Genomic DNA, 12,903 nt, shown 5'->3' on the forward strand with positions numbered 1-12,903 from the left:
CCCGATGTCCCCATTATATGCGGAATCCTTTCGATGAAATTCCCCAAAGCTACGGTCATACTGGTCTCGGCCGCCCTGATATTTATCGCCTGGGACCTTACCCGTGACAAGCGGGAGCCTGGCGATACCAGCCGATTTACCAATCTTGCCTCGCACCCGGCGGCCCGCAGCGAGGTGGTGGACTGGGTCATCTCCCGCATTCCGGAACTGTGTGTGGAGATCGCGGGGCAGCCCGCCGGCAGTCCGGCGCACGCCGAGTGTGTGGATCGCAGTGAGTCCCGTCACTCGCTCTGCCGGCGCGCGATCTATGGCAGTTTCCCGGAGGTTATCCGCTCTGAGGCTGCCTTTCGGGATGTAACGCTTACCATGATGGATTGCCTGGTCCAGTAGCGCAGGCCAACAACAGAGAGCCAAACCATGACCAACGACGAACTGACCGCCGTACTTGAGCTTGATGGCGAGGAACGATACGACTATTTCCTCAGCCGCGTGGGTGAGGAGCGGGAAATCTGGATTCTGGTAAACGCGGACAATCGTTTCCTGAAAATTGCCTCCGAAGATGGTGACGTCGAATACCTGCCCGTGTGGCCGGATTCCGAGTTTGCCGCCGAGTACGCTAAAGACGCCGACGATCTGTCACCAAAGAGTATTTCGCTGCCGGACTTCTTCAAGAAATGGGTGCCGGGCCTGGCAAAGGACGGTCTGGATATCGGTGTATTCCCCGGGTTGGACAAAACCCTGTGGATCACCGAGCCGGATGAGCTGAAACAGGATCTTCAGGACGAATTGGCGAGCTTTTGAACAGCGCAGCGGGGCTGTGACGGCCGGCCGTTCATTTTACGGTCATAATGCCGCACCCCGCATGGTTACAGGGTTTCAGAAGACTGTGCGCCCTGTTCCCACAAACTTATCCACAGTTTTTGTGGGCAACTTCAGCCCGGAGTGGCCAGCCGCGCCGGAAGCTGGCAAAGTTCACCCCTTAAAAAATTGAACATTAGCAAGAGGATTGGCCCGTGACGGACCTGGTAGAGTACACACTGAACGACGGCATCGCGACCGTCGTGATCAACAACGGTAAGGCGAACGCTCTCAGCCACGAAGTGTTTGAGGGCCTGAATGCGGCGCTGGATCAAGCTGAGCAGGATAAGGCGGTGGTCATTCTGAGCGGCCAGCCCGGCGTGTTTTCCGCCGGCTATGACCTCAAGGAAATGCAGAAGGGGCCGGACGAAGCCGCCGCACTGGTGACCGTAGGTTCCAAACTGACCCGCCGACTGGCTGCTTTCCCCCTGCCGGTGATTGCCGCCTGCAGCGGCCATGCCATCGCCAAGGGTGCTTTCATTCTGCTGTCGGTCGATCACCGCATCGGTATCGAAGGCCCGTTCAAGCTTGGGCTGAACGAGGTGGCCATCGGCATGACCATGCACCACGCCGGCATCGAAATCGCCCGCCATCGGCTGGCGCCGGCGCATTTCTACCGTTCGGTGGTGAATGCGGAAATCTACAGTCCGGAAGGGGCGGTGGAAGCCGGTTTTCTGGATGAGGTTGTGGCGCAGGACAAACTGATCGAGCGCGCCACCGAGCTGGCGAGCCATTTCAAGACCCTGAACATGCGCGCTCACCGGGAAACCAAGGTCAAAGCCAAGGCCGATTACCTGTCGCTGCTGGACCGTTGCATCGTGAAAGACGCTGAAAACCTCGGTCTGCAGGGCTGATTCAGCGAAAACGGCTCAGGAAATCCCGGTGTTGGCGCAGCGCGCGATCAATGCCGGTGGCGCGGAACCGCACCGCCTGACCCGGCAGACACTGGGCCAGGCGGCTTGCCGCCAGCGGCGTCAGGTTGCCCAGGCGTGGGTAACCACCGATGGTTTGCCGGTCGTTCAGTAGCACGATGGGTTGACCGTCCGGCGGCACCTGCACCGCGCCCAGTGAAATTCCCTCCGATATCAGAGAGTCAACGGCACAGCGAAGCGCCGGCCCGATCAGGCGAACGCCCATGCGGTCCGCCCGCTGGTCTACCCGCCACAGGGCATTGAAGGCCTCGAACAGGCTGCTGCCGGTAAAAGCCGCTATCTGTGCCCCGGGCAGCAGATCCAGGGTGGCGGTGTGGCGGTAATCCGGTTGTTCCCACTCCGGCGCTTGCCGTTCATCCCCAGTGGCCTCCGACCGGGTGATCGCCAATCTGTCACCGCTGCGCAGGCTGCTGCCCTGACCGTCAAATCCGCCGAGCTGCTCCCTCGTAACGCTGGCTACACTGCCCAGCACCGCCGTGCCCCGAAACCCGCCGGAAACAGCAAGATAGGCCCGCAGGCCGCTGACCGGCGCGGAAAAGCTCAGGACATCGCCGGACCTGATGACAAGCGTCCGCCACCTTGGGGCGGGTTGCTGGTTGTGGCGGATGCCGAGATCGGCGCCGGTCAGTGCGATGGTCATATCCCGTTCAGCGACCAGTTCCAGACCGCCAAAGGTCACTTCCAGTACCGCCGCGCCCCAGTCGTTGCCCGTCAGCCGGTTGGCCCAGGCCCAGGCGTGTAAATCCGCCGGCCCGCCCTGGGTAATGCCGAGGTGTCGCACCCCGAAGCGCCCGGCGTCCTGCAGCAGGGCCAGGGGGCCGGCGCGGGCGACGCGGAAGCCGCTGATCATGGTGTTGCTCATGGGGCTGACGCCGGCGCGGTGGGCGTGGTGTCGCCACCCAACTGCTCGAATGTGGACTGATCCACCGCCACAAAGCGTACCCGGTCTCCGACCCGCAGCAGGCTGAGGCCGTCGCGATGGCGGTCAAACAGACGGGCCGGCGTGCGGCCAATCAGGTTCCAGCCACCGGGCGTAACCAGTGGGTAGGCGGCGGTTTGCCGGCCTGCAATCGCCACGCTGCCGGCGGGCACCTGCTGACGCGGCGTGTCCAGGCGCGGGCAGACCAGCGCGTCATCCAATAAACCCATGAACGCGAAGCCGGGCGCGAACCCCAGCGCAAACACGCAGTAGTCGCGGTTGCTGTGCGCCTCGATGACGGCGGGCACAGAGAGCCCGGAAAGCTCGGCGACCCGTGGCAGGTCGGGGCCGGTTTGCAGGTCATACCAGGTGGGCAGCTCGTGTAGCGTTCCGCCGGCATCGGCCTCCACGGGTTCCAGCCGGCCCAGTAGTTCGATCAGTTGCTGCCTCGCCTCGCATGGGCTGATCCGCAGCGGGTCGAACACCACCAGCAAGGTGGTGTAGGACGGCACGAGATCCACCAGCATGTCGCCGAAGGCCGTCTCGCAGTCCCTGGTCAGGGCGGCCAGCCACGCCAGGTTGCTTTCCTCAATGCGATCGAACAGCCGGATCATCCAGCTGTCCAGGCCGGCCCGCTCGAGGCAGGGCAAAGGCGCCGGTTTCATGCGGGCTGACTAAGCGCGTTCAGCATTTGGCGAATGGCGCGCACCGAGGCCACGGATTCGGCATTGTCCCCGTGCACGCACAGGGTGTCAGCCTCCAGTATCAGGTCACTACCGTCGCTTGTGGTCAGCGGTTGCCCGGTGGCGATGCGCCGGGCCTGGTCGAGGATGAGTTCCGGTTCATGGTGAACGGCGCCGGGCTGTGCGCGGGAAACAAGCCGCCCGGCGCCGTCGTAGGCGCGGTCAGCGAAGGCTTCAAACCAGAGGGTAATGCCCTGCTCGCGGGCCAGATCGCGCAGCGTGGTGGTGTCGCGGGTGGCCAGGGTCATCAGCGGCAGGTTCGCGTCGAACGCGCGGATAGCACGGGTAACGGCGATGAATACCTCCGGGTCGCGCACCATATCGTTATACAGCGCCCCGTGGGGTTTGACGTAGCGAAGCTCGCTGCCTTCGGCGCGGCACATGGCCGCCAGTGCGCCCACCTGATACAGCACCAGGTTCTCGATTTCCGTCGGTGAGCAGGCCACAGAACGTCGGCCGAAGCCGACCAGGTCCGGATAGGCCGGGTGGGCGCCGATTCCGACCGCATGCTCAGCCGCCAGGCGAACGGTGCGCCGCATGACGTCGGGATCGGAGGCGTGAAAGCCGCAGGCAATGTTGGCAAGGTCAACGTGCGGCATCACCTCGTGATCCAGCCCCATCACCCAGGGCCCGAAGCTCTCGCCCATGTCGGCATTCAGCAGTAAAGATTTCATGGTGCTCCCTCTGTCTCTCTCGATTCTCGCACGGCTTCATGATATATCAGCAACCCTATTGTCCCATTTTTCGTTTGGAAGCTTCAGCTATGCCCAAAGCCAGTGAAATCAAGAAGAATTCCGCCGTCGAATACGAAGGCCGCGCTTACTTTGTGAAGGATATCGAACGTTCGGTTCCCCAGGGCCGTGCCGGAGGCAGCCTTTACCGCATGCGGATGTACGACGTGGTCACCGGCGCCAAACTGGACGAGACATTCAAGGACTCGGACATGCTGAACCTGGCGGATCTGGTGCGCCGCCCGGTTTCGTTTTCCTATTCCGACGGTGACGAATTCGTGTTCATGGATACCGAGGATTTCACCCAGTACAGCCTTAACCGCGACGGCATTGCCGATGAGCTGCTGTTCATCAGTGAAGATACCCAGGGCCTGATGGTCGTTCTGGTCAGTGACGCGCCGGTCGCGCTGGACCTGCCCCCCACGGTGGATCTTGAGATCGAGGAAACCGATCCGTCGGTCAAGGGCGGTTCCGCTACCGCGCGCACCAAGCCTGCCAGGCTGACTACCGGGCTGGTGATCCAGGTGCCGGAGCATATTTCCACCGGTGACCGGATCAAGATCAACGTGGAAGAGCGCCGCTTTCTGGGTCGGGCCTGAGTGTTATGAGTGATCGCGTTTCTCGACCTGTCTCCAGACCTGTCTCCAGACCCGTTTCCGCGTCCGCCATCGAGAAGCACGTCTACAAGGTGTTTCCCAACGACATGAATGCCCACAACACCGTGTTCGGGGGCATGATCATGGCCAAGTGCGACCGCCTGGCATTGGTGGTGGCGGAGCGTCATTCCGCCCACGTCTGTGTCACCGCGGCGGTGGACTCCATTCATTTCCGCGCCCCGGCCAAAGGCAACGATACCTTGCTGTTCAGTCTGTCGCTGAATCGCAGCTGGGGGTCTTCCATGGAAATTGGCGCGCGGGTGGAAGCGGAGAACAGTTACACCGGCGACGTTCGCCATATTCTCTCGGCGTTTTTCACCTTCGTGGCGCTTGATGAGAATGACAAGCCGGTGGACGTGCCCGCGGTGTTGCCGGAAACGGACGAGCAGAAGCGACGCTTCGACAACGCCGAGATCCGCCGTGAAGGTCGCCTGGAAACCCGCAAGAAGCTATCCGGCCGCTAGATCCTACAGCCCTGCATCCCGGACATTCTCCATGACCACGAAGGTGCTGGTCTGCAGAACGTGGGGCAGGGCGGATATCTCCTCACCGAGTACCTGGCGGTATTCCGCCATGTTGCCGGTCCGCACCTTCAGCAGGTAATCGAAATTCCCGGCAATCATATGGCACTGCTCAACCGCTGAAATCTGCTTGACGGCGGTATTGAACGCCGCCAGCGCGTCACTGCTGGTGTCGTTGAGGGTGACCTGGGCAAAGGCGATATGGCTTTGCCCCAGCTTGGTCTGATTCACCAGCGCAGTGTATCCGGTCACATAGCCCTGCTCCTCCAGCCGCCGCATTCGAACCTGACACGGGGTTTTTGAAAGGCCCACCCGTGACGCCAGCTCGGTGATGGTGATGCGTGCGTTCTTCTGCAACTCACGAATGATGGAGTGATCGATGCGGTCAAGTTCGAACATGGGCTCTGGTCCTGGGTACTGAAAGTCGGTTCCGCCATCCTGATCTTATGTCGCCCCGGGGTCGTAACTCCCCGAAAGCGCGCACTGTTTACGCAAGCGGGCAAGTCCTTGTCAGGGGCGCTATGCTTATCAGTGTGAGCTTAAGGTACCGTAAAGGTTTACAGGTTACCGGTATGCGCAGTTTAAGGTGTTTTTCCTGAAAGATTAACTTTATCTGAGAAATAGATAAATTTTTATTCATTAAAAAAGCCGAATTGACGCGTCAAACCGGGTCTTACAGTGAAAACGTCTTTGTTGTAATCGGTAGAATGCGGCAAAGACAAACAACTGAGAGGGTACATCTATGAGACCGCAGCAATCAGTGACTCCCGAGCTTGCAGACAGCCGGCAGGCCCTTCGTGATTACTACCTTGCGGATGAATACACGGTCATCCGCGAGATGATTGCTGGCGCTCAGTTGTCTCAGACCGAGCGAGACGCCATCTCCGCGCGCGCCGCGGACCTGGTTCGCAGTGTCCGCAGCAATGCGAAGTCCACCATCATGGAGAAGTTCCTGGCAGAGTACGGCCTCACCACCAAAGAGGGGGTGGCGCTAATGTGCCTCGCAGAAGCGCTTCTGCGTGTGCCGGATAACCTGACCATTCATGAGCTGATTGAAGACAAGATCACCTCCGGTGCCTGGGGCGCCCACGTGGGCAAGGCGTCGTCGCCACTGATCAACACCGCCACCGTTGCGCTGCTGATGACCAGTAACCTGCTCAAGGATTCCGAGCGCAACACGGTGGGCGACACCCTGCGCAAGCTGCTCAAACGGTTTGGCGAGCCGGTGATCCGCACCGTGGCCGGTCAGGCAATGAAGGAAATGGGCCGCCAGTTCGTGCTTGGTCGCGATATCGACGAAGCGCAGGACGAAGCCAAAGAGTACATGGAGAAGGGCTACACCTATTCCTATGACATGCTCGGCGAAGCCGCACGCACCGATGACGATGCCCAGCGGTATTTCGACTCCTATTCCAATGCCATCGACAGTATTGCGAAAAGCTGCAAGGGCGATGTGCGCAAGAACCCGGGCATTTCCGTCAAGCTCTCGGCGCTGCTCGCGCGCTACGAGTATGGCAACAAGGAACGGGTGATGAATGAGTTGCTGCCCCGGGCTAAAGAGCTGATGAAGAAAGCGGCGGCGGCAAACATGGGATTCAATATCGATGCCGAAGAGCAGGATCGTCTGGATCTGTCACTGGATGTGATCGAGGCGCTGGTGGCCGATCCTGAACTGGCCGGCTGGGATGGCTTCGGCGTTGTGGTCCAGGCGTACGGCAAGCGGGCGGCGTTTGCCCTCGACTGGCTCTATGGGCTGGCTGAAAAGCACGATCGGCGGTTCATGGTGCGTCTGGTCAAGGGTGCCTATTGGGACGCGGAAATCAAGCGTGCCCAGGTGATGGGCCTCGATGGTTTCCCGGTGTTTACCCGCAAGGCCTGCAGCGATGTGTCGTTTCTGTCCTGCGCCACCAAGCTGCTGAACATGACGGACCGCATCTATCCCCAGTTTGCCACTCACAATGCCCATTCGGTGTCGTCCATTCTTGAGATGGCGCAGATCAAGGGCGTGGACAACTACGAATTCCAGCGCCTGCACGGCATGGGCGAATCGCTGCATGACGAGGTGCTGAAAGTGAGCGGCGTGCCGTGCCGCATCTACGCGCCGGTTGGTCCCCACAAGGATCTGCTTGCCTATCTGGTACGACGCCTGCTGGAGAACGGCGCCAACAGCTCCTTCGTGAACCAGATTGTCGACACCAGTATCACCCCGGAAGAGATTGCCAAGGATCCGATTCTCAGCGTCGAGGAGATGGGCAGTAAAATCTCCAGCAAGGCAATCGTGCATCCGTTCAGCTTGTTCGGCGAACAGCGTCGAAACTCCAAAGGCTGGGACATTACCGATCCGGTGACGGTCGAAGAGATTGATGCCGGGCGTGATGCCTATCGGGATCATCGCTGGAAAGGCGGCCCGCTGATAGCCGGTGAGGCCAGCGGCGGCGAGGTTCAGGTGGTGCGTAACCCAGCCAACCCGGACGATCTGGTCGGTCACGTGACCCAGGCCTCCGAAGCCGATGTGGATACCGCCATCACGGCGGCAGCAGCCGGATTCCGGGCCTGGGCAGACACCCCGGTGGAAGAGCGTGCCGCCTGCGTTCGGAAAGTGGGTGACCTCTACGAGGAACATGCCTACGAGCTGTTTGCACTGACCACCCGCGAGGCGGGCAAATCCCTGCTGGATGCCGTTGCCGAGATCCGCGAGGCAGTGGACTTTTCCCAGTATTACGCCAACGAGGCGGTCCGCTACAAGAATAGTGGCGAAGCCCGCGGCGTGATGTGCTGCATCTCGCCGTGGAACTTTCCGCTGGCGATCTTTACCGGCCAGATCCTGGCCAACCTTGCCGCTGGCAACACCGTGCTCGCCAAGCCCGCCGAGCAGACTTCGCTGCTGGCTGTTCGAGCGGTGGAGTTGATGTATGAGGCCGGCATCCCGCGGGACGCCATCCAGCTGTTGCCCGGCACCGGTGCCACCGTGGGCGCGGCGCTGACCTCCGATGCCAGGGTCAGCGGCGTGTGTTTCACCGGGTCCACGGCCACCGCCCAGCGCATCAACAAGGCGATGACCGAGAATATGGCGCCGGATGCACCGCTGGTGGCCGAAACGGGCGGCCTGAACGCCATGATTGTGGATTCCACCGCGTTGCCGGAACAGGTGGTGCGGGACGTCCTCGCGTCCTCCTTCCAGAGCGCCGGCCAGCGTTGCTCGGCACTGCGCATGCTTTATGTGCAGAAAGACATTGCCGATCACCTGCTGGAAATGCTCTATGGCGCCATGGAGGAACTGGGCATTGGTGACCCGTGGCAGCTGTCCACCGACGTAGGCCCGGTGATTGATGAAAACGCCCGCAAGAAAATCGTTGATCATTGCGACGAGTTCGAGCGCAAAGGCCGCCTGCTGAAAAAGCTGGAGGTGCCGGAGAAAGGGTTGTTTGTCTCACCGGCGGTGCTGGGCGTCAGTGGCATTGAAGAACTTGAGGAGGAAATCTTCGGGCCGGTGCTGCACGTGGCCACCTTCGAGGCCAAAAACATCGACAAGGTCGTTGATGACATCAACGCCAAGGGGTATGGCCTGACGTTTGGTATTCACAGCCGGGTGGATCGCCGTGTGGAGCGCATTGCCAGCCGCATCAGGGTGGGCAACACCTACGTCAACCGTAACCAGATCGGCGCCATCGTCGGCTCTCAGCCTTTTGGCGGCGAAGGGCTGTCCGGCACCGGCCCGAAGGCCGGTGGCCCGCAGTACGTGCGCCGGTTCCTGAAGGGCGACACCGTTGAGCGCCCGGCCGAGGCCGGCGCGAAAACGATCGATATCAAAAAACTGGAAAGCCTGATTGGCAGCCTTCGGGATCAGCAGTCGCCGAAGCCGGAAGCGCGCATCGAAGCGCTGACGCCGGTGTTCGGCCAGGTGCCTGCGCCGCTGGATGCCGAGGCGGAGGAGTTGCCGGGCCCAACCGGCGAGCTTAACCGCCTGAGCAATCACGCCCGGGGCGTGGTGCTGTGCCTGGGGCCGGATAAGCAGACTGCGCTGGAACAGGCGGCGACGGCGCTGTCCCAGGGTAACAAGGTGGTGGTGATCGCGCCGGAAGTGGAAGATACCGTCGCCGAGGCAGCAAAAGCCGGCCTGCCCGTGGTGGGCGTTAACGGTTTGCTGGAGCCCGCCGCGCTGGAACAGGCCCGGGGTTTCACCGCCGTGGTGAGCTGTGCCGAGCAGTCGCTGCTGCGCGCGTACCGTGAGGCGCTGGCGAAGCGTGACGGTGCGCTGTTGCCGCTGATCACCGAACACACCCTGGATCAGCGCTTCGTGATCGAGCGCCACCTGTGTGTGGATACTACCGCCGCCGGTGGTAACGCCAGCCTGATTGCTGCCTCGGAGTAAGCGGAGGAGGCGACGATGGCAACCGCAGCCGGCAAACTGGTGGTGTTCTACGATGGCTCCTGCCCGGCCTGCATCAAGGACCGGCGCTGGTACGAAAAGCTGGCGAGCAAGACCGGGGAGTCGGTTGAGTGGCTGGACATTACCGGGCGTGACGAACAATTGCGGCAGGAAGGCATTGACCCGGTCAAAGCGCTGCGCGAACTGCACGTCAAGGATGAGCAGGGCAGGGTGCACCGGGAAATGGACGCTTACATTCTGCTGATGTCCCGCGTATGGGTACTGAAACCGCTGGCATGGCTGATCGGCCTGCCAGTGATCCGGCCCACTCTCGCGTCGCTATACCACCGCTGGGTGGCGAAGCGCCTGGGTGACACTCCGTAGCCGGGCAGGTCTTTTTTCAGTTGCTGGCGTAGCGTTCGTGAAGAATGCTGACTCTTTCCACGTAGGCTTTGGTCTCGGCGTAGGGGGGAATCCCGCCGTAGCGGCCGACGGCGCCGGGCCCGGCGTTGTAGGCGGCCGTGGCGAGCCGGGTGTCGCCGCCAAACCGTTCGAGCATGCGCGCCAGGTAATTGGCCCCGCCTCGTATATTTTCCGCTGCGTTCATGGCGTTGTTGACGGCCAGTTCCTGCGCCGTTGCAGGCATCAGCTGCATCAGCCCCTGGGCGCCTTTGGGGGAAATGGCGGCGGCATTGAAGGCGGATTCTGCGTGGATGACGGCGCGTACCAGGGCCGGGTCGACCCCGTACTGGCGGGCCGCGGCCTCGATTTCACTGCGGTAGGGTTTGACGAATAGCGGCGTCGTTCTCCAATCCACTTTGGAGTTGGGGTCACAGGCATAGCAGTGGAAACGGATTACTTTGAACTCGGAGCCATCGGGTCGGCTACTGCTGTAGGCCATGACGCCGTTTTGATCGCGGTAGCTGTACACCACTTCGGTTTTGCTGGAGGCGCGAGGCCGGCTGCTGCTCTGGATGTTGGTGTATTCCACCGTGCCATCGGGATGCACCACACGCTTCACGTTATCGGCATTCGCCGGGGAGCTGGTCAGTGCCAGCCAAGCGGTCGCCAGAAGGACGGTGGGGAACAATCTACTGCTGGTCATTACGCTCTCACGTCTGCCCTGAATCGTGTGCTACGGTCTCGTGCAAGTATACGCGCTTGTGAGGGCTGTGAAATGTAACGGTTAGTGTCGGAGCCCGCAAATGTGATGCGGTTGCCAGTCAAGGTGGATAGAAGTTTGAAACATGGCTGGGGGAGACGGGGGTGCCAACTGCTCTTGCCGGAATGCGTGAGCAGTTGGCAGGGATAACTTAACTAGACTTTGGGACCTTTACCTCGCATGGCGTTAACTACCAGCGATATCACCAGAAGCGCGAGAAAGATGAAGAACAGAATTTTCGCGATGCCGGCCGCGGTACCCGCGATCCCTCCAAAGCCTAATACGCCGGCAATGATGGCGATGATGAGACACACTACAGCCCAATAGAGCATATCCTTTCCTCCTTTGATGGCTTCGCTTATCAACTTGGCACAGGTTTTGAGAAAGCACAAACTGGCCGCGCCCCAGGGCGCTGCCGCTGTCTGTCATAAAAATCTCAAGTTATTGTTTTAACAATATAAATTTATTTTTGACGCATCATTACGCTTTGATAAGCAAACGTACCGACGGATGGACGGCTCAGGTTTCGGATGCAATGTCCTGCAGGGCGCTGATCAGGGAAGCCGGCTCCTGGGCACCGGAAATGAGGTATTTATCATTAATGATGAAGGCCGGCACGGCGGAAACGCCGGCCTGCTGGTAGCGCGCTTCGTCTTCGCGCACCTGTGCGGCGTAATCGTCCGAGGCGAGCACCGCACGGGCGGCGGCACCATCCAGTGAGACGGTTTCCGCGCAGCGGATCAGCACGTCGGGGTCTGATACGTTCTCTGCGCGGCCGAAATAACTTTCGAACAGCGCCTTTTTCATTTCCGTCTGTTTGCCCTGTTCGCCGGCCCATTTCACCAGGCGGTGGGCGTCAAAGGTGTTGCGGGTATGGCGCTCCTGCAATTTGTCGAAGTTCAGGCCCAGGCTGTTGGCTATGGCCATCATCTGGCTCTGGTTGGCGCGCATCTCTTCTTCACTGCGGCCGTACTTGCGGCTGAGGGCGGGCAGTATTGGTTCGCCGTCGCCGGAAGGGTCGGGGTTAAGCTCGAAGGCATGCCATGCAACCGTGAACAGCATGTCGTTGCTCAGCCGCGCCATGGCCTGTTCAAGTCGGGCGTAGCCGATGGCGCACCAGGGGCACGCAATGTCGGAAACAATGTCGATCTTGATGTGGGTCATGACGGCTCCGCAATGGCATGTTGAGTGAGCGTTCAGAATATCACTCTGATACGCCGGCTGTCTCCTGACGGCTCAGTGGCCGGTAGGCCCCCGGCGGCAGAGTGGCATCCAGCCGGATGGCCCCCATCTGCTCACGGTGCAGCGCCGTCACGCGGTTACCAACGGCATGGAACATGCGTTTGACCTGGTGGTAGCGGCCCTCGTAGATGGTCAGCCGGGCCTCAGTGGCCGCGAGGCTCTCAAGCCGGGCCGGAGAGGTGCGCAGCTGTTCATAATTGAACCAGATACCTTCGGCAAAGCGCTGTGCGGTTTCCGGTGAGATCGGATAGGCGGTGGACACGCGGTAGATCTTGGGCAGTTTGATGCGGGGTTCGGTCAGGCGGCGCGACCAGAGGCCGTCATTGGTGAGGATCAGCAGGCCGGTAGACGCCCGGTCGAGCCTGCCGGCGATGTGCAGGCCCGGGCGCAGGTCCGGGGCCAACAGCTCCATGACCGTGGGATGCTCGTCGTCCTCCGTGGCGCTGAGGTAGCCCGCGGGTTTGTGCAGCATCAGGTAAATTGCGGGCTCGCCCGCCTGCAGAGTCTTTCCTTCCACCACAACGCTGGCGAACCGGTCCACCTCCGTCGCCGCGTCGGTACACACCTGGCCGTTTACGGTCGCGAGGCCGGCGGCAATCAGTCTGTTGGCCTGCTTGCGGCTGACCCCGTTCTGGTTGCTGAGTATGCGTGAAAGTTTCATTGTGCTGATGATAGCGGTTCCGCCGGAACGCGCACAGTGAAAGTGATTGACCGTCTGTGCCGGCAGCGAAAGCGTTCCTCTGTACCTGTATTGTTTGCCTGCTAACTAC

Annotated in this window: 15 protein-coding genes; 7 read left to right on the forward strand and 8 right to left on the reverse strand. The window is 61.0% G+C overall.

Going from position 1 to position 12,903, the window contains the following annotated elements:
* The first annotated feature begins 33 nt into the window (after positions 1-33).
* The 3 genes from DYI22_RS10435 to DYI22_RS10445 all read left to right on the forward strand — a co-directional run bounded on the left by DYI22_RS10435 (position 34) and on the right by DYI22_RS10445 (position 1,712).
* A complete protein-coding gene (locus tag DYI22_RS10435; protein WP_213477974.1) occupies positions 34-390 on the forward strand; it encodes a hypothetical protein in 357 nt (118 codons plus the stop codon).
* A 27-nt stretch (positions 391-417) separates the two neighbouring features.
* Entirely contained in the window at positions 418-801 is a 384-nt protein-coding gene (locus DYI22_RS10440; RefSeq protein WP_213477975.1) for a DUF2750 domain-containing protein, read from the forward strand.
* Positions 802-1,013: 212 nt separating this feature from the next.
* Positions 1,014-1,712: a crotonase/enoyl-CoA hydratase family protein gene (locus tag DYI22_RS10445; RefSeq protein WP_213477976.1), complete on the forward strand. Its 699-nt coding sequence runs from the start codon at positions 1,014-1,016 to the stop codon at positions 1,710-1,712.
* 1 nt (position 1,713) lies between these two features.
* Here DYI22_RS10445 and DYI22_RS10450 read toward each other — a convergent pair whose 3' ends face one another.
* From DYI22_RS10450 to DYI22_RS10460, 3 genes are read right to left on the reverse strand one after another with little or no spacing between them, the layout of a single operon-like run.
* Complete coding sequence (locus DYI22_RS10450) at positions 1,714-2,637, reverse strand: biotin-dependent carboxyltransferase family protein (protein WP_416234593.1); 924 nt, start codon at positions 2,635-2,637, stop codon at positions 1,714-1,716.
* A gap of 11 nt (positions 2,638-2,648) precedes the next feature.
* Positions 2,649-3,374 (reverse strand): 5-oxoprolinase subunit PxpB, encoded by a 726-nt coding sequence (gene pxpB, locus DYI22_RS10455; protein ID WP_213477978.1) that lies wholly within the window; start codon positions 3,372-3,374, stop codon positions 2,649-2,651.
* Positions 3,371-4,126, reverse strand: coding sequence for a 5-oxoprolinase subunit PxpA (locus DYI22_RS10460; RefSeq protein WP_213477979.1), 756 nt, complete (start codon positions 4,124-4,126; stop codon positions 3,371-3,373). The genes pxpB and DYI22_RS10460 overlap by 4 nt, the downstream gene beginning before the upstream one ends.
* An 89-nt stretch (positions 4,127-4,215) precedes the next feature.
* Between DYI22_RS10460 and yeiP the strand changes: the two genes are divergently transcribed.
* Positions 4,216-4,782: an elongation factor P-like protein YeiP gene (gene yeiP, locus DYI22_RS10465; RefSeq protein ID WP_213477980.1), complete on the forward strand. Its 567-nt coding sequence runs from the start codon at positions 4,216-4,218 to the stop codon at positions 4,780-4,782.
* 5 nt (positions 4,783-4,787) lie between these two features.
* Positions 4,788-5,303 carry an acyl-CoA thioesterase gene (locus DYI22_RS10470; protein WP_213477981.1) on the forward strand — a complete coding sequence of 172 codons (516 nt, stop codon included), beginning with the start codon at positions 4,788-4,790 and terminating at the stop codon, positions 5,301-5,303.
* 3 nt (positions 5,304-5,306) lie between these two features.
* On the opposite strand, the gene DYI22_RS10475 is transcribed toward DYI22_RS10470, so the two are convergent.
* Positions 5,307-5,759 (reverse strand): Lrp/AsnC ligand binding domain-containing protein, encoded by a 453-nt coding sequence (locus DYI22_RS10475; protein WP_213477982.1) that lies wholly within the window; start codon positions 5,757-5,759, stop codon positions 5,307-5,309.
* A 343-nt stretch (positions 5,760-6,102) separates the two neighbouring features.
* Here DYI22_RS10475 and putA point away from each other — a divergent pair, with 343 nt between their 5' ends.
* The gene (gene putA, locus DYI22_RS10480; protein WP_213477983.1) at positions 6,103-9,732 is read left to right on the forward strand and encodes a bifunctional proline dehydrogenase/L-glutamate gamma-semialdehyde dehydrogenase PutA; all 3,630 of its coding nucleotides are present in this window, start codon (positions 6,103-6,105) and stop codon (positions 9,730-9,732) included.
* A 15-nt stretch (positions 9,733-9,747) separates the two neighbouring features.
* Positions 9,748-10,113, forward strand: a complete 366-nt coding sequence (locus DYI22_RS10485) for a thiol-disulfide oxidoreductase DCC family protein (protein ID WP_213477984.1) — start codon at positions 9,748-9,750, stop codon at positions 10,111-10,113.
* A gap of 16 nt (positions 10,114-10,129) precedes the next feature.
* Here DYI22_RS10485 and DYI22_RS10490 read toward each other — a convergent pair whose 3' ends face one another.
* The 4 genes from DYI22_RS10490 to DYI22_RS10505 form a co-directional block, all read right to left on the reverse strand.
* Positions 10,130-10,834, reverse strand: a complete 705-nt coding sequence (locus DYI22_RS10490; protein ID WP_213477985.1) for a lytic transglycosylase domain-containing protein — start codon at positions 10,832-10,834, stop codon at positions 10,130-10,132.
* Between the two features lie 212 nt (positions 10,835-11,046).
* Positions 11,047-11,223, reverse strand: a complete 177-nt coding sequence (locus DYI22_RS10495) for a DUF1328 domain-containing protein (RefSeq protein WP_213477986.1) — start codon at positions 11,221-11,223, stop codon at positions 11,047-11,049.
* A 187-nt stretch (positions 11,224-11,410) separates the two neighbouring features.
* On the reverse strand, positions 11,411-12,055 hold the full coding sequence (locus DYI22_RS10500) for a DsbA family oxidoreductase (RefSeq protein ID WP_213477987.1): 645 nt from the start codon (positions 12,053-12,055) through the stop codon (positions 11,411-11,413).
* Between the two features lie 40 nt (positions 12,056-12,095).
* Complete coding sequence (locus tag DYI22_RS10505; protein WP_213477988.1) at positions 12,096-12,794, reverse strand: pseudouridine synthase; 699 nt, start codon at positions 12,792-12,794, stop codon at positions 12,096-12,098.
* Positions 12,795-12,903: the final 109 nt, after the last annotated feature.

The organism is Marinobacter lipolyticus, from assembly GCF_018424605.1.
GTDB classification, from domain to species: Bacteria; Pseudomonadota; Gammaproteobacteria; order Pseudomonadales; family Oleiphilaceae; genus Marinobacter; species Marinobacter lipolyticus_B.

Excerpts from the sequence above, each read along its gene's own strand:
- DYI22_RS10500 (WP_213477987.1), bottom strand. The coding sequence starts at position 12,055 with ATGACCCACATCAAGATCGACATTGTTTCCGACATTGCGTGCCCCTGG.
- DYI22_RS10485 (WP_213477984.1), top strand. The coding sequence starts at position 9,748 with ATGGCAACCGCAGCCGGCAAACTGGTGGTGTTCTACGATGGCTCCTGC.
- DYI22_RS10505 (WP_213477988.1), bottom strand. The coding sequence starts at position 12,794 with ATGAAACTTTCACGCATACTCAGCAACCAGAACGGGGTCAGCCGCAAG.
- DYI22_RS10435 (WP_213477974.1), top strand. The coding sequence starts at position 34 with ATGAAATTCCCCAAAGCTACGGTCATACTGGTCTCGGCCGCCCTGATA.
- DYI22_RS10440 (WP_213477975.1), top strand. The coding sequence starts at position 418 with ATGACCAACGACGAACTGACCGCCGTACTTGAGCTTGATGGCGAGGAA.
- DYI22_RS10490 (WP_213477985.1), bottom strand. The coding sequence starts at position 10,834 with ATGACCAGCAGTAGATTGTTCCCCACCGTCCTTCTGGCGACCGCTTGG.
- DYI22_RS10470 (WP_213477981.1), top strand. The coding sequence starts at position 4,788 with ATGAGTGATCGCGTTTCTCGACCTGTCTCCAGACCTGTCTCCAGACCC.
- DYI22_RS10460 (WP_213477979.1), bottom strand. The coding sequence starts at position 4,126 with ATGAAATCTTTACTGCTGAATGCCGACATGGGCGAGAGCTTCGGGCCC.
- putA (WP_213477983.1), top strand. The coding sequence starts at position 6,103 with ATGAGACCGCAGCAATCAGTGACTCCCGAGCTTGCAGACAGCCGGCAG.
- DYI22_RS10495 (WP_213477986.1), bottom strand. The coding sequence starts at position 11,223 with ATGCTCTATTGGGCTGTAGTGTGTCTCATCATCGCCATCATTGCCGGC.
- pxpB (WP_213477978.1), bottom strand. The coding sequence starts at position 3,374 with ATGAAACCGGCGCCTTTGCCCTGCCTCGAGCGGGCCGGCCTGGACAGC.
- DYI22_RS10475 (WP_213477982.1), bottom strand. The coding sequence starts at position 5,759 with ATGTTCGAACTTGACCGCATCGATCACTCCATCATTCGTGAGTTGCAG.
- yeiP (WP_213477980.1), top strand. The coding sequence starts at position 4,216 with ATGCCCAAAGCCAGTGAAATCAAGAAGAATTCCGCCGTCGAATACGAA.